Origin of the sequence: Sphingobacterium sp. UBA5789 (assembly GCF_002418355.1) — a bacterium.
Taxonomy (GTDB): Bacteria; Bacteroidota; Bacteroidia; order Sphingobacteriales; family Sphingobacteriaceae; genus Sphingobacterium.
In genome coordinates, this window is the sequence record NZ_DIDX01000004.1 from 182,162 (window position 1) to 207,150 (window position 24,989).

Below are 24,989 nucleotides of genomic sequence, written 5' to 3' on the forward strand. Positions count from 1 at the left end.
ATATGAAAAAGATAAAACATATAATTACGCATTCCCTGTTGGGGATGAGTATATTGGTTTTGCTCTTCAGTTGTGAAATCCAGGAAAACTTTGACTACGAGCATGCTCCCGATAACAGTAAACTGAATATGTCTGCATTGGCCTATATAAAAGGGAATGAATCTCTTTCCATGTTTGCAGAAGCTGTAGAACGGACTCAGTTTGCATCCTTCTATGAAGGGGCGACTCCGGCAACGTTTATTGTTCCGAATAATCAGGCATTTACAGCCTATCTGAAAGAAAATGGATATGCTACCATAGACGCTATTCCGCTTCCTATATTAAAAAATATACTGCGTTACCACATTGTCAAGAGTGTAGTTAATTTTAATGATCCGGCTTTAGCACCAAGCAACAGACCGATAGCTTATACTACAGAAAACGGCCAGATTATGTACTTGTCACATACCAGTACATATGTGGGACTGATCAATGAAGGTACAAACAGGCAATGGCAGATCCGGACGTCTAATCTGGTTCCTGATAACGGTGTTATTCATGTTGTAAATTTTGTTGTTTTCTATTCTGCACCTACGGGTGATGCCAATGCTGTCAATCCGAATTTGTTGCAGGATACTATTTTTCCAAAGCACGATAGCTATGTCAACGGCGGAATTGAATCAACCAAAAACTTTGGTACTAATACGTTATTGAAAATCAAGAATGTAAGCAATAACGGAGACTATGACCGTAAAGCTTTTCTGATGTTTGACTTCGCAGATTTCAAAAAACAAGGAGTTGTAACGGATCTTCAATTGCATCTTGCCGTATCTTTTACAGCTGCAAAAGGGGTAGACCTCAATTTGTTTGAGACACCTAGTACTTCGTGGGTAGAGGCTTCGCTGAATTTCACCAATGCTGTGTTCCCTACATCACCACGTATTGCATCTATCAAGACAAGTAAAATCAGCACATTCAAATTTGACCTTACGGATTATTACAAAGAACGTAAACCTACCGGATTAAAATCGTTTATGCTGGATGGTCAGGCAGGTTCTGATGAAACGGATGAAATTGCATCTAAAGAACATCCTACATTGGCCAAACCGATGTTGATTGCTACGTTGGCGACCGGAGATTCGGAACTGGTGCTGGAAAAGCAACAGGATTTTGAGGTCAGCAATGGTGGAATGTACGTGCTTTCTAATGATAATCTTAAAGTAGATGGCGCATCGGCAGGTGATATTATCTATACTATAGATGAACTGCCTGCTTTCGGATGGTTTATTAAAGGTGCAGAGGTATTGAAAAAAGGTAGCCGTTTTACACAGTTAGACTTAGATCTTAAAAATATCGTGTTTATCCATAACGGAGAGACTTTAGGAACGAAGACGCTGATGCTGACTGCCCGTGATAAGGCTGGTGCTGTGCTGGAAGATATCAAAATCAATATTATAGCGAAGTAATATGAAATGGTATAGCTTAAAATTCAGCGCCCTCGCATTTGTCGTATTTCTGGTCAATTGCGGAGGGTCATCTGTAGAGGTGGACAAACCTGTTGTGCCTACGGACCGGGTGATTAGTTTTTCAGGTATGGATTGGATTGTTCGTACTACAAATAACAAAACGGAAGGTCCCGGACCGAACCGGTTTTCAGATTCAGATAAAAATGTCTGGGTAGATGGGACAAATCGCTTACACCTCAAGATAAGACAGGAGGGAGGAAATTGGTATTGTGCCGGTGTGACAGCTAAAAAGTCTATGGGATATGGTAAGTACATATTTTATATTGGCTCGGATGTCAACCAGCTGGATAAGAATGTTGTAGCGGGACTTTTTACATACCTGAATGATGAAGAAGAGATCGATATCGAGTTTTCGAAATGGTCTGTTGCGGATAATGTAAATACACAGTTTGTATCGCAACCGTCTACAATAGCTGGAAATAAAGTGCGGTTTGATATTGTCCCGGATCTGGGACAAACGGTACATTTCTTTGACTGGCAGGAGAAGCATATTGCTTTTGCCAGCAGCTATACGGATAGCAAGGGCTTATCCCAACCGATTCATGAATGGACCTATACCGGAAAACAGATTCCGAAAGAAAAGAACGAGAAGTTGAAACTAAATCTGTGGTTGTTCCGCGGACAAATGCCTTCTGATCTTAAAGAACAGGAAATTGTGATTGATAGTGTTCGTTTTGTAAAACAATAGTTAGGAGGAACGTAATTTTTTATTAAATAGTGATTATATGCTTTTAGAGAAATTGAATATTGATGTTGCCGATACTGCACAGGAGATAGGTGAACGGGCAGGACAGGCTATAGAAGCCGCACTTGTGGAATTGCAAACAAAGAAGGATGAGATCCGGGTAATCTTTGCTGCTGCCCCTTCACAGGATTTTATGCTCGATTACCTTGCTAAATCAACAAAAATTGAATGGTCAAAAATTGTAGCGTTTAATATGGACGAGTACCTGGAACTGGAAACCGGTGCTCCCCAGCTTTTTTCAAATTATCTGGAAAACAGATTATTCAGACATATTCATCCGAAGAGGAAATATTTCATAAATCCGGATCAGCCGGCAGGAGAGGAGATCGCAAGGATATCCGCACTGATCAGCCTGGCACCTATAGATGTAGTGTGTCTTGGTATAGGTCAGAATGGACATATTGCCTTTAATGATCCACCTGTAGCTGATTTTGAAGATAGTCATATTATCAAACAGGTTGAGCTGGATGAGGTCTGTCGTATGCAACAGGTCGTTGATGAGTGTTTCGCCAGTATTGCAGATGTTCCTAAGTATGCACTTACTTTAACAATCCCGACCATTATGAAAGCAGATCAATTGTTCTGTGTAGTGGTGGGAGAGCATAAAAGAGAAGCTGTAAAACATACACTGAACTCTCCGATTAATACAGAATGGCCTTCTACTATTTTGAGAAAGCATAAAGATTGTCATTTTTTCTTTGACCGGAAGGCATATCCTGCAGCATAAAATGTTTGTGTGAAGGTTGTTTCCGGTTTAAACGGAGCCTTTTGAAAAGTAAGTAAATAAGCCCCTGTCCGTTTTTCGGATCAGGGGCTTGTTGTTATTTGGGGATTTTTAAAAATCAAAAATGTATCCTAAATTAGGGGCATTATAAACTAAACTAATCAACCGGTCTTTATTATTTTTCTCATCGTAAGGTATGGAACAATTTGATAAAATATTCAAGAATTATTTTATTCGACTATGTTCGTATGCACGTTCCATTATTGGGTCTGAAGATGTTGCAGAAGATATGGTGCAGGAGGCATTTATCGTTTTATCACAAAATCAGGATATCCTCAATAAATCCGAAGTTACAATCAAAAGTTTCCTTTACAGCTCAGTAAAATATATTTGTTTAAATCATGTTCGCAGAAGGTGTATAGGTCAACGTGTGCAAAATGAGAATTTAATTTATGAAAAATTAGATTATTCAGATCATTTGGAAGGATTAATAAAGGCAGAGATATTTGGTGAATTACACAAAGAGTTATCCAACCTTCCAAAAAAATGCAAACGTATCTGTGAATTAATCTTTCTGGAAGAAAAAAGTTATGAGGAAGCAGCTGCAGAATTAAATGTAAGTATTAATACCATTAAAACTCAAAGGCAAAGAGCTTTAAAATATTTAAAATCAAAGTTCTTAATGGAATTTCTATTTCTTCTTTTTGCAAAAATATTATGGCTGATCTACAGTTGTTTATGATTTTTTTTAAAATTTATATTATTTTTTTTCACCCTTTTCTTCCGTTCAAGTTACTCACCCAATAATTATGATATCAGAGGACAAAATTCTTTTAGCAGAGTTAGCTGCGGAATTAGTAAAAGGCAATGAATTGACAATTGCTCAGGAAGCCTTATTGCAAGAATTATTGACAAAATATCCTGATGCAAAATCAATCATTGAAAAGGTAGTTCAAGACGGTTTCCTCGAAGTTCCTTATGAAGTACATAGCGTCGATGTCGAAAAAGAGTTAGAGAAGTTTCGAACAAATAATTCAGCCTTCTATAAAAGCAAGAAACAGACTATATCCTTTAAAGTAATAACATGGATAATATCAACCGCAGCAATACTACTTATCGGTTTCTTTTTGTTCCAAAAGCACAGCAACAAGGATTATATTGTTGAGGATAAAGTATATGGTCAGAAGAATGATATTCTACCCGGTACATCTGGTGCAATATTAGAGATTGAAGGTTCTGAATCTATTTTATTGAATGGTATTAAAACCGGTTTAAACCTGCAGAATGGATTAATCGCAAATTCAAAATCACTAAGCTATTCTTCAATTGATAAATCAAACAATCCATTACATACGCTTACTATTCCAATTCGATCGACTTATGAAGTGGTATTGAGTGATGGAACTAAAGCTTGGGTAAATGCAGATTCAAAGCTGAAATATTTGGCAAACTTCAGCAAGACAGAAAGGCGTGTAATTTTAGAGGGACAGGCCTATTTTGCTGTTGCAAAAGATACAAACAGACCTTTTATCGTGGAAAGCAACGGGGTCTCTGTTCAGGCAGTAGGTACTGAGTTTGATGTTGACTCTTATTCTAAAGATTTATGTGTGAAGCTGGTGGAAGGGAAAGTAAAAGTCTCTGAAAAGACCAAAGAACTTCAATTAGAGGCAGGGGAACAGGTAGAATATAAGCACCAAGCTTTTATACGTAGCAAAATTGAGAATATTGAAGAAGCGACTGCCTGGAAAAACGGGTACTTCTATTTTGATAACAAAGACTTAAATCAAATTTTAGCAGAAATAATGAGATGGTATGGAGTTACAATTAAATATGAAAAGAAAATTAATAAAACCCGATACTTTGGAGGTATTTCTATGCAATCTTCACTAGCTGAGGTATGTAACGTTCTAAAAGATCTAACTAATCATAATTTCAAAATTGAGGGGAATATTTTGATTATTGAATAAAACTAAAACTCACACTAGACTTAAAACAAGGAGGTCCTAAAAAAAAACCAATAAAAATAAGAAAGCAGAGATACTCCTATATCCCTGCTTCATTACATAGTTTATTAATAAACCATTAAAATCTTTAGCAAGTTATGAATAATTCTTTTTATTCAAAAGGAATCCTATGCTTCAAGAATAGGGACAGGCTTTTGACCAATCTAATTAAAATGAAACTTACCGGACTACTATTAGCAGCATCATTTATGGTTTCATATGGTTCTACCAATGCTCAAATAACTTTAAGAGGTAAAAACTTAAAAGTTGAACAGGCGCTGAAGACCATAACCAAACAAACCGGTTATAGATTTATCTATGAAGAAGGACTTTTGAATAATATCAAATCAGATATTGATTTTCAAAATGTTACCTTGAAAGCCTCATTAAATAAGTTACTTAAAGAAAATAACTTTGACTTTATTATTCATGAAAACACTGTTGTCATTAGAGACGCCATCCGTTCGACAGTTAGTGAATCATCAGGTTTAAATCAGCAGCTTACGGTAAAAGGAAAGATTATTGACAGTCAGTCTGGTACTCCCATTGCTGGTGCAACTGTAACCGAAAAGGGCACTTCCAATACGGCTCAATCTGATGCTCAGGGAAACTTTTCCCTACCCGTCTTAAGTACCTCTTCGATAATTGGTATTCGAATGTTAGGCTATAACTCCATTGAAGTGCCTTATTCCTCTTCTTCTTTGGAAATTAAACTTGAATTTTCAGAAGCTAATCTGGATGAGGTTGTAGTCGTTGGTTACGGACAACAAAGGAGAGGGGATCTAACTGGCGCAATTACTTCCTTGAAAGGTGATGAACTTACAAAAGGCGGTGCTGTCAGCAACGTGGGGCAAGCTTTACAGGGAAAAGCCGCAGGGGTGGTGGTAACACAAAACTCAAAGGCTCCCGGAGGAAGTATTTCGATCAGAATCCGCGGTGTTAACTCGATTAGTAGTACAAATGAACCACTTTATGTTATTGACGGTTTTCCAAGTAACAACGGTGTCAATATTAATCCGGATGATATTGCCTCTATGGAGATTCTTAAGGATGCCTCCGCTACTGCCATTTATGGCTCAAGAGGGGCAAACGGTGTCGTATTGATTACTACGAAAAGAGGTAAGGCCGGCGAAAACAATATCGCATACACGGGATATGTAGGAACTCAAAAACCATATAATCCATTCAATATGTTGAGCAGTCAGCAATATATGTTGCTTGCAAATGAATTATATAAAGAAATTGATGGTCAGGAAAATCAGGAATACGGCGTCTATACCAAGTCTCAGCTAGAATCGGATGTAAATACAGATTGGATTGAGGCTACAACAAGACGAGGAGTCCTCCAAAGTCACAACCTTCAATTTACTGGAGGAGGTGATAAAACTAAAGTCTTAAGTAGTATCGGTTATTTTGATCAAGCCGGAATTCTGAAAAATACAGACTTCTCCCGTATTTCTGGTCGTGTAAATGTGGATCAAACCGTAAATGATTATATCAAAGCCGGAGCGACCATCTTTGCACAAAGAGAAAATTCTAATATTCAATTGTATGACGGTAATATCCTGAATTCAAATGTACTTTATGGAATCTTAACATATGACCCAACAGTTCCCGTTTTTAACTCTGATGGTAGTTTTGGTCGACCTCCAGGCGGAAAAGGCGATAACCCTTTAGCCAATTTAATGTCACGGACAAATGATGTAAAACGTGATAAATTAAATGGTAATCTATTTTTGGAGATAAAACCTATTCAGGATATTACGATCCGGATGGATGCCGGAACGGAAATCACCAATGATGAATTAGGATCCTACTTAAGCCGCGAATCTTATCAGGGAAGTATAGACAATGGGGTGGCAAAAGTTGCTGATTATAGTTTAACACATAACCTTTTTGATCTGTTCATTACGTACAGCAAGATCTTCAACGAAAAGCATAATTTCAGTGCAATGGGGGGATATGCTTATGAGAAGTTCACCAACAATAGAAAAGGGATTGATGTCTATGGATTTTCTACAGATTTATTCAAATATTACAACCTGGGAGCTGCTTCGACAATTACTGGTGTGAATTCTTATCGCTCAGAAAACATGATGGCATCCTTTTTTGGAAGAGTAAATTATTCCTATGCAGACAAATACTTGTTAACGGCCACTGTTCGCCGTGATGGTTCTTCCCGTTTTGGATCAGACAATCAATGGGGAACTTTCCCTTCAGCAGCATTTGCCTGGAAAGTCATTAATGAATCGTTTATGCAAAACCAAACTTTCTTCAAGGATCTAAAATTCAGATTGGGGTATGGCCGTACAGGTAATGAAAGGATTGCTGATTACGCTTCTTACGGATTAGTTGGAAATTCGCATTATACTTTTGATGGAAAAAGTAATAGTTCTGGCACAACCTTAAACCCCAACTCGCCCGAAAATACCAAACTACGCTGGGAAACAACTTCTCAATTCAATGCAGGAATAGACATGGCTTTTCTTAATGATCGCCTGGCGCTGACAGTGGATGCTTACTATAAGAAAACTTCTGATTTATTGATTAAGGTTAATCTTCCCTATTACACAGGATATACTTCTGGACAAAGTAATGTCGGATCTGTTGAAAACAAAGGTTTAGAATTTGCTTTAAGCAGCAAAAACTTAGTTGGAACGTTCTCCTGGGATAGTAAATTAAATATTTCAATGAACAGAAATAAAGTTTTATCCTTAGGTGGTCAAAACGACATTTTATTAACCTCTTCTAAACCCATTGGAACAGTTTCTGAAGAAGCTTATGCTATCATCCGGGAAGGACAACCTCTGGGCTCTTTGTTTGGTTATACTTATTTAGGTGTTATTCAACAAGGTGAAAACTATGGACCTCAGCCTAACTCAAAACCTGGAGACCCGAAATTCAAAGATGTCAATGGAGATGGTACAATTAATGCTGCAGACCGTTCAATTATTGGATCGGCATATCCTAAATTAACTTTCGGATTCACCAACAATTTGTCTTATAAAAACTTTGATTTCACAGCCTTTATTTATGGAAATCTGGGAAATGATTTATTGAATATGACAAGGATGAATATGGAATGGAAACGTACTGCTGATGCCCTGGAACGTTGGACTCCACAAAATACAGATACTGATATACCAAGAAACGGATTTTTCTTCTCGAAATATGGCGGTTATATCAATGACCATTTTATCGAGAATGCCTCTTTCCTGCGCCTTCGCAGTGTTACTTTAGGTTATACCATACCATTTAAGACCAAAGCCATCCGTTCATTGAGAATATATGCGATGGGAGAAAATCTATTTACGATCAGCAAATACAGTGGATGGGATCCGGAAGTTGATACAAAGGCTTATGAAAATGATGGTTTGGTGAAATACAGTGGTAATGCGCAAACAGCAAATGCTGGAGCAGGACTGGATTTCAATTCCTACCCATCTATGCGTTCATTTACTTTCGGTGTCAGTGCCAATTTCTAACATAAACTTAAGAATGAAATGAAAAATCTTTCCAAAAGTATATATAAAACAATTGCAGCAATCGGTATTTCTTCCTTTTGTTTAGCAACTATCAGTAGTTGTACAAAATTAGAGCCCAAGCTTTACAGTGACTTAACAACTAAAAATGCATATTCATCCGAAAGTGATATTGACGCAGCTTTGACAGGGGTTTATGCCAGTCTTTCGCCATATCCCGGAGATGCATATCTATACTATGCAGGATATCTGGTCATGATTACGGACTATTCAACAGATATGGGGTATTCAACAGCAGCTGGTGATCCTACAAAAATGAGTAATCTGACATATGATGATAATAATCGCTATTTCAAATTCAATTATCAAAATATGTATCAGGTCATCAGCAATGCTAATATGTTGCTAGCGAATATTGGAAATGTCAGTATGGCTGATAGTAAGAAAAAACAAGTAATGGCACAAGCCCGGTTTTTAAGAGCCCTTTCTTATATGGATCTAACGGATGCTTGGGGACCTGTACCATTAATTACAGATGTTAAAAACCCTTCTGAAAGTTATAATTTGCCATTGGCACCAGTAGAAGAGATAGAAGCCCTGATAACTTCTGATTGTCAGTATGCCATTGACAATCTTCCTGAGAAGTGGTCTCTGGACTTAGGTGTTGGTAGAGCAAGCAAAGGAGCGGCTTTGACCCTTTTAGGGAAAATGTACATGCGTTCGCACAAATATGACAAAGCAAAACCTCTTATTGATGAAGTTCTTGCCCTAAGGTCCAAAGGGGTTTATACACTGAACCCTGATTTTAAAAATGAATGGTCAGATAATAATAAGATTGATATGGGACTTATTTTTGGAATCCTTCATGAACCAACATTAAATGGTGGTGAAATAACAAATCATTTTGGTCCATCTGATAATCGTGAGGTACCAGAGAGATGGCAGTATTATGGTGTTTCTCTTCAGTTTTGGAGAAAGTATAGTGACTTGGACCCGCGCAAGAAATTCTTTTATTATGATTACGAAGGATTGGCTGCCAGAGATAAAAATACCACGCATGGATTCTTTTACATGATGCCTAAAGCCGGACAGACAACTCCTCCCAGCGATACCGTAAAATTACTTCAGAACGTAGCTACAAAAAAGTATTCGTATGATATGACCAATAATTCTTATTTGGATGGCCGTACGATTCAGGTATTCAGAATCGCAGATGTGATATTATGCAAAGCGGAAATTGAAAATGCATTGAATGGACCTCAGGCAGCACTTTCTTATTTAAATGAAATCAGAGCTCGTGCCGGTGCTCCGGAATATGGTAAACACCCCAGTTTCCCTGTTCCTGCTTCAAAAGATGCAATGATAGATGCATTGGTGGATGAACGAGGATTTGAATTTGTATTTGAATACAAACGGCGTCAGGATTTAATTCGTTTGGGAAAATATGAAAAAGTAACGAATGATTATTTAATATCCAGAGGCTTAAAGCCGGTGGCAACAGCAGCCCTTCGATATTTTCCATACCCGCTTGATGAAGCCCGGCAACATCAGGAAATGTCCAGTGCTAACTCCAGTAGAATTCCGAATTAATTTATGAAATCAAAAATATTTATTTTCCTGTTCTTGATAGTAGTAGCCGCCTTCAGCGGTTACTACTATTTCAGTCACCGTGTTCAGATTTTAGAAATTCAACTTAGCTCTCCGGATAACCAATCGATTAAAGAAGACGTCGCTGTAAAATTAAACTCAGAAGCTCCGATTTTTATTGAATATTGGAAAGAAGGTGAAAAACAAAGATTCAGAAGTCCGATTGCTAAAGCAACTGATTCCCATTTGGTACATCTTTTATTACTGGAACCTTCCACAAAATACCAATATCAAGTGGTCATTGACCAATGGTTTCCTGTTCGTTCCAAAGTATTGACTTTTGAAACCAGGGCACAATCTCCGTGGATGGTTCACAACTGGATTAAAGAGGGAAATCCTCATGACCCAAAAGCACTGGGTGATGACCTCATTTTATTATGCTATCGTGGGTATCCCGGCAACATTTCTATTGTAGATGGCAATGGAACAGTACGTTGGTATTGGCAGGATGATAAACTGGGCGTACGATTAGCTTCTCTCACTCCAAGGGGTACAATTCTAGCGTTGCTCGCTCCTGCAAATAAAGATGAGTTTAAAAAAGAACCCGAGAAAAAAGAAGGTAAACCTTTACCTAAAAATTATTACTTAAGGAGTGGTCGATTAGGATTTATGGGCGGAACCCAATTGGTGGAAATCTCGCAAACCGGAAAAGTTCTTTGGCGTAGCAATCTTGCTGACAAAGGCATAATAATGCATCATGATGTGCAAATGAACAATTTAAATGAAATCTATGCTATTGTTCGTGACTTTAAAATCGATGATCGTCCTAATTCAATAAAAGATACCTTATGGGGAGATGCTATTGTAAAGATCGACAGTTTGGGAAATATCAAAAGTAAATGGTCACCATGGAAAGACTGGGATTTAATAAAAGACCATAGGCTGGATAGCTTCAAGCATGATCGTTTTCATTTCAATACTATTTCCTTCGATCAACAAGGAAATTATATCACTTCAACTCCTATTGAAAACCAAGTTTGGAAAATAGAACCTAAATCCGGAAAAATAATATGGAAACTAGGTAAGAATGGAGATTTTAAAATGGATTCTAAAGATTATTTTTATTTCCAGCACATGCCATATATTACAAAAGATGGCGATCTCTTACTATTTGATAATGGAGATTATGCACCTCAAGATACAGCTAAACTTCAGAAACGTTCCAGAGCAATTGCGTTCAAATTAGACGAAAAGAATAGGATAGCTAAAAAAAGTTATCAAGCTCCTCTACCTGTAAAACAATATACAGCTAGAATGGGCAGTGCATTTTTGCTTTCCAATGGAAATTTACTGCAAACCAGCTCCAAAACCGGAAGTGCTATTATCACCGATAAAAATGGTAAAGTACTCTGGGAATTAAATAGCCATTTCATACCTTACCGTGCAGTACAGGTTCCTGAAAGTTTTTGGAAATCTTATAGTCTAAAATCAAATTAAAATTTAAATCAACCTGAAAAGATCCTTTTTTACTTAGATCGGAAGCACAGGAATAACCTATAGAGTTCTTTTATTAAAAGGTGAAATTCAGAGAATATTGTTAAATAAAAGAAGAATTTTATATTAGTTATTACTTTCGTAAAACTCCTTAATTACATAGTTGATGTCATTTAGTCTGGCCAATTCCTTTATTAAATAATACCGGTGCAGAAAACCTGTTAATACGACAATCTTTTTGTTGGGGTACTTTTTCGCGATATTATAAATATTTTTGGCCATTGTCTGATTCCGCAAATCCCAGAAACCGGACATTAATCTGAATCCATCTTTGTAGTTTATACTGTCTCCATCAGGCTTTACGACATACTTTTTCGAAAATTCGGGTCTTGAATTTGTGATCTTGAGCAACTCTTTATACTGATAATTTTGCCTCATTTCTGAGATGCTATCCGTTCTTTTATTATTAAAATTTTCTGCTGATAGGGTCGAAATTTTTATGAGATCATTTGTGATTTTATTGAAAGTTTCGTAGATAACAGCTTCTTCATCTGTAAGTGCTTTTGCCTCATAAAGACTATCTATAAGCTGAACGGATAGATTATCAGCAGGAACCATTCCCATTGCTTTACGGTATTTGTTCCTGCCTTCAAAATCAAAGGGAAACCGTAACGTATTTGGATGCTGTTTTACATACATATTACTCGCCTGGATTTCGTTTCCTTTAAAAAAGCCGCCTTTTTCATAATCTTTCATGCCTTCGCTATCCACCTCATGCAGTATGATATCCGGCTTTATCGTATTTAGCATTCCAAGTAATATGGCGGGATTATAATTGGGCACACTATCATGAATATTCCCAATTACATAAATTTCAGTCCTTGTATTCTGAGAAAAAGCGATATTCATTACTAAAAAGGAGAGTACAGTAGCAAATAGTTGTTTCATAGGGTTATATCTGATGATTTAGCGTTTTAGCATATCGTCAATTCCGCGTAAAGCAGGATCGATATTCTACTAATACAGAAAAAATATGCGCTTGCTAAAATACAAAAAAGTACCAGCAAGCCCTATGGAAGTTCATGAATTATTTCTCCTTTATGACTTTAAAATTTATTCTCCGATAATTTTTGAAGTACAAAAAACAGATAAAATAAGTAGTTGAAAAGTCCGGAATCCTATCCTAAAATATACCCAGATTATACTGTTTTACCAGATCCAGAATCATATGATAGCCTGCTACAGAATTACCATGACTATCCAGAGGAGCACTGAAGACGGCTATACCAGCTTCATTAGGTACGCTTATCATAATACCGCCACCTACACCCGACTTGCTGGGCAATCCTACTGTACGGGCATATTCACCACTAAATTCATACATTCCGGCAATCAGCATCTGCGATTGGATTAATTTTGACATTTCAGGGTTTTTATAGCGTTGGTCACCATCAAAACGCACACATTGATGAGCAAAGAAATAGCCTATTTTGGCCAGATCTTCTGTTGTCAGTTCAATAGAACATTGGCGGAAATAGTTGTCCAGCTGGTCTTCAGTGCCTGAAATCAATCCCGCATTTTTCATGATATAGAACATTCCGCGATTACGGTGCCCGGTTTCTTTTTCAGAAGCATATACAGTTTTGCTGTAATCCAATGTAGGATTGTCCGTGATATAACGTACCATGTTTAATATTTTGTCAAAGGGCACTTGTCCCTCGCCTGAAATAAGAGACGTAGTCAGAATAGCTCCGGCATTCATCATAGGATTCAGCGGCTTGCCCATTGTTTCCAGATTTGAAAAATGATTGAATGGTTTATCGGTACCAAAGTATCCCATTTTCTTAAAGACAGATTCTTCCCCATTTTCCAAGACCGCGACCATTAGTGCAATAGGTTTTGAGATGCTTTGCATAGTGAATTTTTTATGTATATCACCTGCTCCGATCAGAGCTCCTTTCTCATTTACTACCGCAATAGCCACAGCTTTTGCATCCATCTTACTCAGTTCGGGAATATAATCGGCAACTTTTCCATCAATATAATAATGTCTGTTTTTTTCCAGAATAGCGGTTAATGTTGCTTTAGATACATCCCTGAAGGGACTTGTGTTTTGCGCATAAATCGGTATACTAATCAGGAAAAACACTATTGCAAATGCACTTTTTGTCAGATTGGAAATATAAGTTCTGTTCATATTTTAATATTCAGTATATAGCGTATACGAAATACGTGTTTTAAAATTTAATTCACAAGGAATGTACAAATTGAATTGAAGGATATGAGGGCTCATGAACGGGATACAGAGTGCTGACAGTTGCTGTCTGTAGCTATAAATAGCGATATACAGTAGAATCTACTGTTTTATGTATTAATTCCAACAGGAGAAATGGGAGAGGTATTACATGTAAATACTTAAACATTCCCTTTCACGATCATGAAAGGAAATGTTTAAGTAACAGATTTGGCTTACTTTAGTTCAAATTCGGTATAGATATTACGTTTGAATTCGAGTACTTCAGGAGCAATCTTAAATCCGGCACCTCCATAAGCTTTATTAAATGTTTCCAGTTGCATTCTGGTCTGGTAACCTCCCGGATCACCAGGAGCACTGCCATCATTAGAAATAAACAACAGTTTTCCAATTTCGACATCGGCACGTTTGGCTAGTTTTTGAGCAGATTTTAATGCATCATCATAAGCGATCAGGTCAGCTTCACGTAAGATACTGTCTGCTTTGGAATGATTGAATTGAACGGAGGAAATACCACTGATTTTTGTTTCGAGCAATTTACCTGTCAGCTCCGTAAACTTAGTCAGATCGTGCAACACAAAATCGATAGTCTGCTGCGCCTGGTATCCGACAAATTTATTGCTGTTATTGATATATTCGTAGGCTTTATTGGCAGACACACTGCTGGTCTTGATATCTTCTTTATTACTGCCGTATTTCTGAAGAATAGCAATCACGGAGTCAACCGTATTTTGAGTTTCACGTACAGCATCGACCATACGTGGTTTAGTAAAACCTGCGTCTATAGTTAAAGTAACCTGATCAGGCATAATTCTGATCTTTCCCTCTCCACTGACACGGATTCTGTTTTTATTGTCTTTTGAGTCCGAATTGCAGGATGCAAAAAGCAACAGGCCGGCTGCGGCCAATACAATTGTTGATTTAAATACGGTTTGCATAAGCGTTAGTTTTTAATGCAATATTAATGAATGAAGTAATTTATATGTTGTTCAATAGATTTTACTCCGGTTAATTTGATGTACGGGGTACTGCCATTGGCGCCGGGGACTCTCTGTCGACCCGGAGCTCCTTTATCAGTAAATTTTCAATGATAGGGAGCATTTTGTCATTTACGACTATTTTATTGATCACATTTTTGAAATATATATCACCTTTAAATTCCTTATCTATCTTTTGTTTAAACTCCGGTGAAAGAGATTCATAAGTAAGTACCAATTCCGTTTGTTTCTCTTTTATTTTCTTAACGGTCAGGTTCCATGTTACACCATAGTCTGGAAAATAAAAATCCTTTTTAGGAGGCTTCACACTTAAGCTTTTATCTTTCTGCGTATAGCTGATAAGCATATAAATACTGGACGGATATTCTACTTTTCTTGCAGGTGAAATAAGTTGCTTCCATTCTTTCTGATTGTCTGCAACGAAATCATCTCCATATGCTGTTTCTTCAATTTGAAAAGCAGCAATACTATCATTGCTTTGCAGCGCTTTTATCTTCATAGACCCTGGTCGATACAGATTTTCCATTTTAGGGATAGCATCTTTTATTCGTTCAAAATCGGCTGCTATTATTTTTGACCTCGATTTGTTGCTGATGGTCTGCGCCTGCGAATTATTCAGCATAGCTAAAGCGATAAATAAGAAAAGTGAGTATTTGTACATAATTATTTTTTTTAAAATATGATTGTCTATGGTATAATTTATTACTTATTTATCCTGCTACGATTACTTTGTCAAATTTGATTTTCCCCTGAGCAAAGTGGAACACATATATGTAGCTGGACTCCGGACTGAATGTTGTAGGATAAATCGTATTGCCATTGCCGATATCAGAATATCCCCGGAGACTAAAATTGAATGTGACGCTATTACCGACAATCTGTAAGGTATATTCTTTAATTATATCTCCGTTATCTTTGGTGACTTTGTACAAACCTTCATTTTTAAACCAATGAATATCATCCAGAAAAATTTCGTCAAGAACATTGAGGATATAATCGTTGTTGTCTTCCGTTTTGTAACCAAACTGGGTTTGAAGAGCAGCCTTATTTTTACTCATCACCAGTGACTTGAGTTTTTTAAGTTCTGCAATCAGCTGTGCTCTTTCGGCCAGAAGGACTTTAGTTCTGTCCTGAAAGAGCTTTATATTTTGATTTTCGACCTTATTATATTCCAATGTATAATTAGCATTAACCGGTTTGTACCAGCTTTTGTTTGAATAGTAGCTGTCTATTTCAGAACTCTGGAAAACATAACCTTTGCGGGCAAAAAGATCATTTGTTAAATAACGTAATTCATCTACACTCAATTCCTTGATCTGATCTGCTTTAACGATCTCCGTAGCACAAGAGGAACAGTCCGTGAGGGTCTGCGCAATCGTATATTGCGAAAAGGCTGCCAGGAAAAAGATTAAAAGATTTTTCATTGAAAAGTTATATTAAGTTATGTTCAATTTAGAAAGCGTCTCCTGTATTGTATAACGTCAGAATAAATGTATGACTACTATAGAAGCTTATAAAGAGGTGATCCATATTCGTAGCTATCGGGTAAATATTTGTAGATAAAAACTAATTGAATCATATCTTATTGTAAAAACCGAAGCAATCTGTCCGGACAGATTACTTCGGTTTATTCGAATTGCTACTTAATCTCTACTTTCAGATTTTCTGAGCGGGCATTCACAGAAGGATCATACATACATTCTGCTGTGCTGATTCCGGCATTAAATACACCAATGTTATTCGCTTTGACCTCATATTCCAGCTCATGTCTTCCTTTTGGCAACATGTCATAAAAATAATTTGTTGAAGCATCTTTCATTGTGAAATAATAACCTGATCTCCATTGATAGCCTGAAGCCCGGTATTCCGGCTCTGTTCCGGATGGACGACTGTCCTTGATATGTACATATTCCAGTGCAGTATCATTGATAATCGTCAGTCTGACTTTTACCCTCTCTCCAAGATTGAAACTAGTACTTTCTACCCATTTTCCTGCCCGTTCCACATAATATTTTTTATAAACAGACAGACTGTTGGCTGTCGCTTTAATTTCTTCAACAGGAACAAAATATTGATGATATATACCACCGTAAACCGTTCTGCTGGTGTTGTTATTACGAACAGTAATATGCTGATTGCCTTTTAAATCATCCTTTTGAATTTCTTTATTGATCTGCCCAAGTACCTGCTCATCCATCACAGTTTTTTGTTCATTGATCATTACTTCGGTGGTATTGACCATAGAAAATTCTTCAGGGTTATTTGCCAGTAACAGTGCATAGATGGCATCCACAGTCATCCAGGTTGTTCTCCAATGGTTGGCCTGTTTATTATAATAGATCCACTGACTGATCTGACGAAGCTTGTCCGGGTCATTGAGTTTATAAGCTTCTGTCATATAAGACTGCAGACTGGTCGCATTATAGCGTCTGCTGTTACTTTCCCAATACATACCTTTGGCAGTATCTGTGATAGCTTCCTGTTTTATACGGTTTTTGATAAAGTCGGCCTGTGTTCCTGTTCCATATAACTGATTTACAATCCAGGCTTTAGCAGCAGATCCTGCTGAGCCTTTAGCTGTAATTTCTGCTGATTTGGCCAATTTGGAACTGAGTTTTTCCAGTTCGATTTTATTTCCGGGAGTGTAGGCATTCCAATAATGGCGGGCAAAGAGGTAGCTTAGTGTTTGTTCAACATTATTCTTCTCACTGATCAGATTCTTATCCTGATCCAGATAACTCACTATTTTTTTAGAGCTGTTCTGAATCGTATTGCTGACTAATGTTTTGTCCAGATAGAGTACTTTTCCAAATATTTCGAGAATACGAATCGAGATATCTGTGTTTTCTTTTCCACCTTCAAACCATGAAAATGCTCCGTTTGGTAATTGATTTTTGATAATCTTTTTTTCCAGATCATTTAATTCTGATGCAATATCCGAATGAAATAACTTCGCCAGTGCTTTGAGTTTTTGTTGCTCTCCCTTCACATCGCGCAGCCACGGCATTTCTTCGAGAGTCAATGTGCTCAGCCTGCTGTTTTCTTCTAATTTACCCTTGCTGTTCTCCTGGTCTAATGCTTTGAAATAATCAGATATGGCAGGGTAGTACTTCTGTACATATTGGATCATTTTCAACCCAAACCATTTGCTGCTCAACTGTTCACTGCATTCATAAGGATAATTTTTCAGGTAATCTAAAGCTGCAATAATTTCAACAATAGGATTGCTCTGAATCTGAATTTTGGTCAACAGATTGTTTTTTCCAAATGAAGCTACCTGATAAGTTTTGCTTTGCTCCGGTTTGAGTATGATCTTTTCTGTATCTGTGATCAGGATCTTATTGGAAAGTATCGGTAGTTCATGTACTTCTCCATCAGAGAAAGCATCTGTAGCCGCTACTATTTTGATCTGTACGACAGGAATATCGGTTGAAACTTTTAGTTTCCATTCCACGATCGTATTATTTTCGGCTGATACACTGAATGCCTGATAAGCTTTGTCATCCAGAAAAGCTGTGGATATCACCTGATTATTTTCGGGATTGATAATTTCTATTTTTGCATCACCGGACAATGTATTTTTGCCTAAATTCTGAATTTGAGCTTTGATCGTTATTTTATCTCCATTTCTCAGATAACGCGGTACATTAGGGCTGACCATCAGCTCTTTCTGTGTCTGTGTCATAAAAGTGGCTGATCCTGCTTCCAGATGCTGTCCGTGAGCAAATAACAATAGTTTCCATTTTGTCAGTGCTTCCGGACTGTCAAATTCGAAAGATACGAGACCATCTTTATCTGTGTACAGAGTAGGGTAGAAGAAGGCTGTTTCCTGCAGATTGGTGCGCACCTGAGCTGTATTCATTTTTTCTTCTTTGGCTTTAAACTCTTTTGTGGTAATAATAATTACACCATTCATTCCTCTGGATCCGTATAATGCAGATGCCTCAGCTCCTTTTAGCACAGCCATATTATCGATCTTATCAGCTTTAAGACTTTGTAAGTTAAAGGCATCCATAATTTCTCCGTCAACTATATACAGAGGAGACTGTGCTTCGGGTGCGGCTGAAGACGTGCCTCTGATCTGCACACCGGCAGCCACTCCGGCGACAACGACTTCCTGTAAAGAACTATCATTTGACATCATCATATTGGAAACAACACTTCTGGCAGTATATTTTCTTGTTGTATAATTGAAAAATATTCGTGTATTCCATAATCCGTAATTACGGATTTGAGGGATGTCATCGTTTACTAATGTATCTTGTTTCCTGTTGTAACGGCTTAGAATAGATCCTGATGTCTGACCAAATTCCTGACTCAGATGATAAAAACTAAATCCGTAAAAATATGGATATTGAAGATTAAACTGGCCTGGCAGAGAATGAGGTGTAAACATATCAAGCGCACTGTCGTACATCGTGGCGAGTACTTCTGTTTGAAGCTGTTTATCTTTTTGAGCAATGGTGAAGCTCCATTTTTCCTTCTGTCCCGGCGTTATCTTGTTTCTGAATGTATGTTGTTTTATCTGCAGATTTCTGTCAGAAGTAAGCACCGGTACTCTCTGTGTCAGGAGTTGTATTTTATTATCTTTAATAAGTGCAATATGCAATATCGTAGGATTTATGGTTCGGTCTCCGTCAAGTTGGAAAGCATATTGTCCTTTACCCTTGTCTAGCGGAATGATTTTCGTAGGTTGCTTGGATCCGCCGATAACTTCCCATAAAAAAGCAGCTTTTGCATCCATAAAATCTGTCTGAAGCTGTAAGGTCACTTTTTCATTGCGGTCATATGTGTTCTTATCAAATTTGGTGATTAAAAAATCTGAATTACTTGTCTTGAATGTCTGCGGGTGTAAGATCTGAACCATATACAAAGAGTTTACCGTGTCCTGACCTTCCACTGTAAATGCCTTGACTTCATACTGACCATATGGAAAACGAGTGCTGTCAATAAATACAATATTGGTGTCACGCGTATCAAAATGATATTTTCCTACCAGCTCCTTATTTTTATTCTCAAATTTGATCCGATCAAATGTGTTAGGAAAATATTTTTCATATTCATCTGCTGTAAACAGGTGGTATTCCGGCTGCTCATTGTTGTAGGATCGGTAATCCGGAAGAATGACAGTAGGTTTTTTGATACGATAAATTTCAATTTCTCCCGCAAAAGCATAAGGCTGGTAATTCAGATTAGTTGTATTAACCTTGATTTCCTTCCATTTTCCCTCCACCATGACATTGGGAACGATTTCCAGAGAGAGTGCTCTTTGCTTATCCGCATATTTGTAATTTGCGCTTGCAGTTTGCATCTCTCCGGTGGTATTTACTGCTTCAGCTGTTACCTCTATTCCAAATTTTGTGCTGCTTTTTAAACTGTCCAGACTTAACGGAAAAGAGATATAGAACTTGCCGGACTGGTCTGCAACCGTCGTTGAGTCATATGTTAAAATATACTTCCAGTTATTTTGATCCCTTACTTTCAAGGAGTAGCGGATAGTAGTTTGTGGCAAAGAAACCCCGGATAATGTTTCTGTTTTTCCTTCAAACTTTACTGTATCTGTCCTGCTGTATGTTTCTTTATTCGGTTCAAAAAATACTTTAAAAGTTGGTCGCTTATACTCTTCTACTTTGAAATAATCGGATTCCAGCTGTTGTCCGTTATGTGTAAGTTCAATTCTGAAATTTCCACTCAAAGTCTTTACCGGTAAACGGAATTCTCCATTTACAGAGCCAAAAGTATTTGTATGGAGCAATAGCGAATCTATCAGTTGATTATTTGCATCTTTTAGGTAGAGCTTTACTTTTTCACTAGCCATGATTTTTCCGTTGAGTACCGCACTGTTATACAGAATGGCTTTGAGGTATACAGTCTGACCTGGTCTGTAAATAGACCGATCCGTCATGATCAGACTCTTTATTTTTTCTCCGTTATTTTCTTCCTCTTGTCCTCTTCTGGTATGATCTTCTACATCATTAAGCTCCAGAAGATCTACTAATTGGTTTTCTTCAGGGATGTATAATTGAAAATCGCTCAGATCATCCTTGCTGTTAAATGTAAGTTCACCCGCATAGTTTGTTTTCTTATCGCCTATCCGGATGAGCTCTCTTCTTTTATCCTGATATATTCCTATTTTCTTATTTGCATAAGGAATACCCGAAATACGGTTGATCAGTAATACTTTATAAGTCGATAGGGACTTGTTTTCATCCTCATTCTCTTTGGTGGCTGAAACAAACAGATCACTAATTGTCAGTTCAGAATATGTAGTGGTAAGATAAAGGCCATCATCTTTAAATTCAGGATTATTGGATGCCAGCACTGTATAATTTCCTGTTGAAAAAGGATTCAGCTTATAAGTGGTGGTATGGTTTTCGTAATCATCAAATACCTTTAGATTAACTTTATCTTCATAAACCAGCTGTCCATCGAATGTTACTAAATTTGTTAAAGAATCATTGTTGACTTTAAATTGTCTGAATTTTTTGGGCGTATTGGTTCTGTTATATACCCGGATATACAATTGGTCTGCATTGCGCTGTTTAATCTGTATCGGTGTATATTGATTTGCAGGAGCAAATGTAGGGTGGCTAATATCTATTTCAGCTTTAGTCAGAGCATTATGGATTTGTTTTACATTACCTAGCCACGGGCTGTTTGGATATTTTTGTAATGAGCTTTTCAATAATGTTACAGCTTCTTTTTTAGACGGAGCATTTCGGGCAATGGAAGCTATTACATATGCATTGTAATCCGAATAAGTGGAGTCAAGCTTTTTTTTGATACTGCTGTAATTATTGTTGATATCCCAATAACTCTGGTTTAATACATTCAGGTATTGGAGATAGGCATTTGCGTTGTCATAATGATATTTTGTATTGACCGCTGTGATTTCTTTTTTTAAGTAATCAACTTTTATGCTTTGATCACGCTGTCCATCCAGAAAACTCAGATAATTATAAGCTAATAAGTGGTATAAGGTAGGCGAAAGTTCTATATTCTGAGAAGAAGTGAGAAGTGTCGTCCAGTCTTCAGTCTTTTCCTTTAGCAGCCTCTCTTTATCTGCTAAGGACTGTCTGAATATGGAATCTATTTTATAGAGCTCGGTAGCTCTCTGTACCGGGACAATCGCACTCTTTTCCAGTAGCTGATGAATGTTCGCAGATAAGAATACTGCATAGAAATTTGTGAGAACCTGTTGTTCAAGAGGATTTGCCTGTTTAATATTATTTTTAATATGGTTCTGAAGCACTTTAAAAGAAGCTTCCGTAGTCTGGTTGATGGTATGTGCTCTGTTTTCAGCCAGAAAAGCACGAACCCACTCCGGACTGTTATTTGATGAGCGGGCTTCTGCCTTGATATCGGCCAGTATCGGTAGCGTCTGTTCATAGTTTTTGATGTTGATCAGCTCTTCTACTTTTTTCCATTTGGGCGAGCTTTCTTTCTTTTGTGCTTTTACAAAAAGAGGGAATAAGGCAATGATAATTAATAACAGGTTTTTCATAATCCGCTTTTAAAGACTTACTACTATAATAATACGTACAATTTTTGGTAACGGATGCAGAGCTTTCTATAATTCCATAACAGATTTTATATTTTTTTTAAATTTTATAAAACAGAAAAAGCCCGCGTCTCCACGCAGGCTTTAGGTTGAAACAAAAATACCCAAGTTCTTAGGGGTATGTGGTTACCACTTTACTCACTTTCCAGACATCCTGACTGCGGGTAAGGGTTATGTAATCTACACGAGTGAAATTCTTAAAAGCCATAGTTGCTTTCGCCAGGCAGATATCACTGTTTTCATCCAGCACCTGATATGAAGTGATACAGTCGTATTGCAATCCTTTGTTCTTTTTCAGGAACTCGGTGTATTGGTTTTTGTTAAATTTTTCATCGGGCTTACTTGCCGTATAGTATTCAAAGTCTTTAGCGAATAGCTGATTGCTGAAGTTAAGGTTGCCTGATGTGGTTGCCTCCAGAAATGATTTGACAGTACTTACAGAATTATCTTTGACCGGGTTTGTGTTTTCACCTGCGAAAGCACTTAGAGAAGTAACCAGGATCAGAGCTGTTGCGATGGATTTGATTGCGTTTTTCATGTTATTTAGTTTCTTTAGTTTTTGTTGTTATGTGTTATTGTTTGAATCAAAAGTAGGGTAGAATATGCTGGTGGGGAATAGAGATTAGATCAATACAGTTAAAAACTCGGCAAAAACGGGGCTTCTGTCGGTGAAATTATTTTGACCGAAAGTCTACGGTATGGAAATGCCTGTGAAAAAGCAAAAGAATATATTTGTAGCAGGCATTTATCTTGTATACGAATAAAACTCTTACATTTATGCACAAGAGAAATGGAATTAAATAGTATGGTTGATGTGACATCCTTATCGGAAGAACAACTGGTAGCGCTATTGCAGGATAGCCAGCAGCATGCTTTTAATGAAATCTATAAACGTCACTGGACCGGAATCTTTCTGGCAGCGAAAAACCGGCTGTCTAATGAAGATGATGCTTATGAAATTGTCCAGAATATCTTTCTCAGTCTTTGGCGCAAAAGAAGTTCTTTTGAACTGACCAAAAACTTTGCTGTGTATTTTGCTACAGCCACTAAATATGAGGTACTGAAGTCATTATCCAGACAAGGGCATATCGAACAGTATCGGAATGTATTACGGACTTCTGTTTCTGAAAGAGACGATTCTACAGTAAATCAACTGGAAACAAAGGAACTGCTGGAATCATTGGAACAATCTATCCGAGTACTTCCTGAAAAGTGTCAATTAGTATTCAGACTACGGGTGGAGAAGGAGTACAGTCAGAAAGAAATAGCAAAAGAGCTCAATATATCCGAAAAAACAGTAGAAGCTCACCTCACCAAAGCCCGCAAGCATATCCGTAATGATCTGGGCATTCTTGCATTTATACATCTGGTACATTATTTAAAAAATTTTTAATTTCCACTAAGGGATATTGCAGTTTCAGAGGGCTTACTTATATAACCCTTTATTATGAAGCAGAAACCGGAACCGCAGAGACTCCAGTATTTGGCCGAAAAATGGCTGAACGGAACAATTTCAGCAGCTGAAAAGCAGGAATTTGATGAGTGGTATTTCTCTTTTGAAGACCACATTGTAACAGATCATACTGCTGAAGAGCTGGATAATATCGCTGCCGGGCTTTATAAAGATATCCAGTCTCGGTCCGGAATGACAGTCCCGCCCCGAATTTCAAAAATTTATCCTTTTAAACGTATGTTGTATTGGGCAGCCTCTGTTTTGATACTGATAGGTGCTGGTGCAATTCTGTACATCAGACAGGATAATGTTCCGCTTCAACATACTAAAACGGCTGTTATTATTCCCGGTTCAGAAAGAGGGAATCTGCAATTGGGAGATGGTAACGCCTATGATCTGGAACAACTTGATACGGGTATTTTTCTTAAAAGAAGCGGGGTTGAAATTGTCAAAACCCGAAAAGGCGAAATTAATTATACTGTACGTTCGGTTGAAGCCCTGAATCCAGATGAAATTGTAGATAATACCGTATCCACACCGAATGGAGGGCAATATAAAATTCAATTGAGCGACGGAACACGAATATGGCTGAATGCGGCGTCTGTGATCAGATTTCCAATAGCATTTGTCGGAGATAAGCGTATGGTTGAATTGCAGGGAGAGGCCTATTTTGAAGTCAGCAAAGACCCGGTGAAACCTTTTATTGTAAAAACAGGAAAAGAAGAGGTTCGGGTTTTAGGAACACATTTCAATGTGAATTCATATGAGGGTGATCCGGTATCTCGTGTTTCTTTATTGGAAGGAAAAGTAGAAGTTCTTGCTAAGAGAGGGCTCTACAAAACCCATCTATTGCCTGGACAGCAGACTGTTAACACCTCCAATTCGATAAATGTGGAATCTTTTAATACAGAAGAAAGCATCGCATGGAAGAATGGAGAATTTATATTTAACAATGAGCGTCTGGATCAGGTCATGCTTAAAGTAGGCCGCTGGTATGATGCAGATATAATTGTCGATCCTGAGATCGCAAAAATACTGATCTGGGGATCTATATCTAAATCTGAGCAGATTGATAAGGTCTTAAAACTGATACAACTAACTAATGAAAATATAAAATACCGAATAGAAGGAAGGAGGATATATATGAGTCCAAAATAACCATTAACAGCTAGCATATATATAA

At 37.5% G+C, this 24,989-nt stretch carries 17 protein-coding genes; 10 read left to right on the plus strand and 7 right to left on the minus strand.

What is annotated here, in order from left to right:
• Positions 1–2 precede the first annotated feature (2 nt).
• The 8 genes from B4B65_RS10105 to B4B65_RS10140 all read left to right on the plus strand — a co-directional run bounded on the left by B4B65_RS10105 (position 3) and on the right by B4B65_RS10140 (position 11,543).
• Entirely contained in the window at positions 3–1,445 is a 1,443-nt protein-coding gene (locus B4B65_RS10105; protein WP_293915538.1) for a DUF7594 domain-containing protein, read from the plus strand.
• 1 nt (position 1,446) lies between these two features.
• The gene (locus tag B4B65_RS10110; protein ID WP_293915539.1) at positions 1,447–2,193 is read left to right on the plus strand and encodes a glycoside hydrolase family 16 protein; all 747 of its coding nucleotides are present in this window, start codon (positions 1,447–1,449) and stop codon (positions 2,191–2,193) included.
• 37 nt (positions 2,194–2,230) lie between these two features.
• Entirely contained in the window at positions 2,231–2,977 is a 747-nt protein-coding gene (locus tag B4B65_RS10115; protein WP_293915540.1) for a 6-phosphogluconolactonase, read from the plus strand.
• Between the two features lie 193 nt (positions 2,978–3,170).
• Positions 3,171–3,716 carry a sigma-70 family RNA polymerase sigma factor gene (locus B4B65_RS10120; RefSeq protein WP_293915541.1) on the plus strand — a complete coding sequence of 182 codons (546 nt, stop codon included), beginning with the start codon at positions 3,171–3,173 and terminating at the stop codon, positions 3,714–3,716.
• Between the two features lie 67 nt (positions 3,717–3,783).
• Positions 3,784–4,941: a FecR family protein gene (locus tag B4B65_RS10125; protein WP_293915542.1), complete on the plus strand. Its 1,158-nt coding sequence runs from the start codon at positions 3,784–3,786 to the stop codon at positions 4,939–4,941.
• A 209-nt stretch (positions 4,942–5,150) separates the two neighbouring features.
• Positions 5,151–8,462: a TonB-dependent receptor gene (locus B4B65_RS10130; protein WP_293915543.1), complete on the plus strand. Its 3,312-nt coding sequence runs from the start codon at positions 5,151–5,153 to the stop codon at positions 8,460–8,462.
• A gap of 18 nt (positions 8,463–8,480) precedes the next feature.
• Complete coding sequence (locus B4B65_RS10135) at positions 8,481–10,049, plus strand: RagB/SusD family nutrient uptake outer membrane protein (protein WP_293915544.1); 1,569 nt, start codon at positions 8,481–8,483, stop codon at positions 10,047–10,049.
• A gap of 3 nt (positions 10,050–10,052) precedes the next feature.
• Complete coding sequence (locus B4B65_RS10140) at positions 10,053–11,543, plus strand: aryl-sulfate sulfotransferase (protein WP_293915545.1); 1,491 nt, start codon at positions 10,053–10,055, stop codon at positions 11,541–11,543.
• A 123-nt stretch (positions 11,544–11,666) separates the two neighbouring features.
• Here the strand turns inward: B4B65_RS10140 and B4B65_RS10145 are convergent, their stop codons facing one another.
• The 7 genes from B4B65_RS10145 to B4B65_RS10175 form a co-directional block, all read right to left on the minus strand.
• The gene (locus B4B65_RS10145) at positions 11,667–12,488 is read right to left on the minus strand and encodes a hypothetical protein (protein WP_201678929.1); all 822 of its coding nucleotides are present in this window, start codon (positions 12,486–12,488) and stop codon (positions 11,667–11,669) included.
• Positions 12,489–12,723: 235 nt separating this feature from the next.
• Complete coding sequence (glsA, locus tag B4B65_RS10150; RefSeq protein WP_293915546.1) at positions 12,724–13,737, minus strand: glutaminase A; 1,014 nt, start codon at positions 13,735–13,737, stop codon at positions 12,724–12,726.
• 272 nt (positions 13,738–14,009) lie between these two features.
• Complete coding sequence (locus B4B65_RS10155) at positions 14,010–14,732, minus strand: SIMPL domain-containing protein (RefSeq protein ID WP_201678931.1); 723 nt, start codon at positions 14,730–14,732, stop codon at positions 14,010–14,012.
• A 70-nt stretch (positions 14,733–14,802) separates the two neighbouring features.
• Positions 14,803–15,453, minus strand: coding sequence for a transcriptional regulator (locus B4B65_RS10160; RefSeq protein WP_293915547.1), 651 nt, complete (start codon positions 15,451–15,453; stop codon positions 14,803–14,805).
• A 49-nt stretch (positions 15,454–15,502) separates the two neighbouring features.
• Complete coding sequence (locus B4B65_RS10165) at positions 15,503–16,216, minus strand: YARHG domain-containing protein (RefSeq protein WP_293915548.1); 714 nt, start codon at positions 16,214–16,216, stop codon at positions 15,503–15,505.
• Between the two features lie 215 nt (positions 16,217–16,431).
• Positions 16,432–22,296: an MG2 domain-containing protein gene (locus B4B65_RS10170; RefSeq protein ID WP_293915549.1), complete on the minus strand. Its 5,865-nt coding sequence runs from the start codon at positions 22,294–22,296 to the stop codon at positions 16,432–16,434.
• A gap of 169 nt (positions 22,297–22,465) precedes the next feature.
• Positions 22,466–22,891, minus strand: a complete 426-nt coding sequence (locus B4B65_RS10175; protein WP_293915550.1) for a nuclear transport factor 2 family protein — start codon at positions 22,889–22,891, stop codon at positions 22,466–22,468.
• A 252-nt stretch (positions 22,892–23,143) separates the two neighbouring features.
• Here B4B65_RS10175 and B4B65_RS10180 point away from each other — a divergent pair, with 252 nt between their 5' ends.
• On the plus strand, positions 23,144–23,746 hold the full coding sequence (locus tag B4B65_RS10180; protein WP_293915551.1) for an RNA polymerase sigma factor: 603 nt from the start codon (positions 23,144–23,146) through the stop codon (positions 23,744–23,746).
• 54 nt (positions 23,747–23,800) lie between these two features.
• Positions 23,801–24,964: a FecR family protein gene (locus tag B4B65_RS10185; protein WP_293915552.1), complete on the plus strand. Its 1,164-nt coding sequence runs from the start codon at positions 23,801–23,803 to the stop codon at positions 24,962–24,964.
• Positions 24,965–24,989: the final 25 nt, after the last annotated feature.

What these genes read in the sequence shown, in the direction of transcription:
- B4B65_RS10105 (WP_293915538.1), top strand. Translation starts at nt 3, where the DNA reads ATGAAAAAGATAAAACATATAATTACGCATTCCCTGTTGGGGATGAGT.
- B4B65_RS10110 (WP_293915539.1), top strand. Translation starts at nt 1,447, where the DNA reads ATGAAATGGTATAGCTTAAAATTCAGCGCCCTCGCATTTGTCGTATTT.
- B4B65_RS10115 (WP_293915540.1), top strand. Translation starts at nt 2,231, where the DNA reads ATGCTTTTAGAGAAATTGAATATTGATGTTGCCGATACTGCACAGGAG.
- B4B65_RS10120 (WP_293915541.1), top strand. Translation starts at nt 3,171, where the DNA reads ATGGAACAATTTGATAAAATATTCAAGAATTATTTTATTCGACTATGT.
- B4B65_RS10125 (WP_293915542.1), top strand. Translation starts at nt 3,784, where the DNA reads ATGATATCAGAGGACAAAATTCTTTTAGCAGAGTTAGCTGCGGAATTA.
- B4B65_RS10130 (WP_293915543.1), top strand. Translation starts at nt 5,151, where the DNA reads ATGAAACTTACCGGACTACTATTAGCAGCATCATTTATGGTTTCATAT.
- B4B65_RS10135 (WP_293915544.1), top strand. Translation starts at nt 8,481, where the DNA reads ATGAAAAATCTTTCCAAAAGTATATATAAAACAATTGCAGCAATCGGT.
- B4B65_RS10140 (WP_293915545.1), top strand. Translation starts at nt 10,053, where the DNA reads ATGAAATCAAAAATATTTATTTTCCTGTTCTTGATAGTAGTAGCCGCC.
- B4B65_RS10145 (WP_201678929.1), bottom strand. Translation starts at nt 12,488, where the DNA reads ATGAAACAACTATTTGCTACTGTACTCTCCTTTTTAGTAATGAATATC.
- glsA (WP_293915546.1), bottom strand. Translation starts at nt 13,737, where the DNA reads ATGAACAGAACTTATATTTCCAATCTGACAAAAAGTGCATTTGCAATA.
- B4B65_RS10155 (WP_201678931.1), bottom strand. Translation starts at nt 14,732, where the DNA reads ATGCAAACCGTATTTAAATCAACAATTGTATTGGCCGCAGCCGGCCTG.
- B4B65_RS10160 (WP_293915547.1), bottom strand. Translation starts at nt 15,453, where the DNA reads ATGTACAAATACTCACTTTTCTTATTTATCGCTTTAGCTATGCTGAAT.
- B4B65_RS10165 (WP_293915548.1), bottom strand. Translation starts at nt 16,216, where the DNA reads ATGAAAAATCTTTTAATCTTTTTCCTGGCAGCCTTTTCGCAATATACG.
- B4B65_RS10170 (WP_293915549.1), bottom strand. Translation starts at nt 22,296, where the DNA reads ATGAAAAACCTGTTATTAATTATCATTGCCTTATTCCCTCTTTTTGTA.
- B4B65_RS10175 (WP_293915550.1), bottom strand. Translation starts at nt 22,891, where the DNA reads ATGAAAAACGCAATCAAATCCATCGCAACAGCTCTGATCCTGGTTACT.
- B4B65_RS10180 (WP_293915551.1), top strand. Translation starts at nt 23,144, where the DNA reads ATGGAATTAAATAGTATGGTTGATGTGACATCCTTATCGGAAGAACAA.
- B4B65_RS10185 (WP_293915552.1), top strand. Translation starts at nt 23,801, where the DNA reads ATGAAGCAGAAACCGGAACCGCAGAGACTCCAGTATTTGGCCGAAAAA.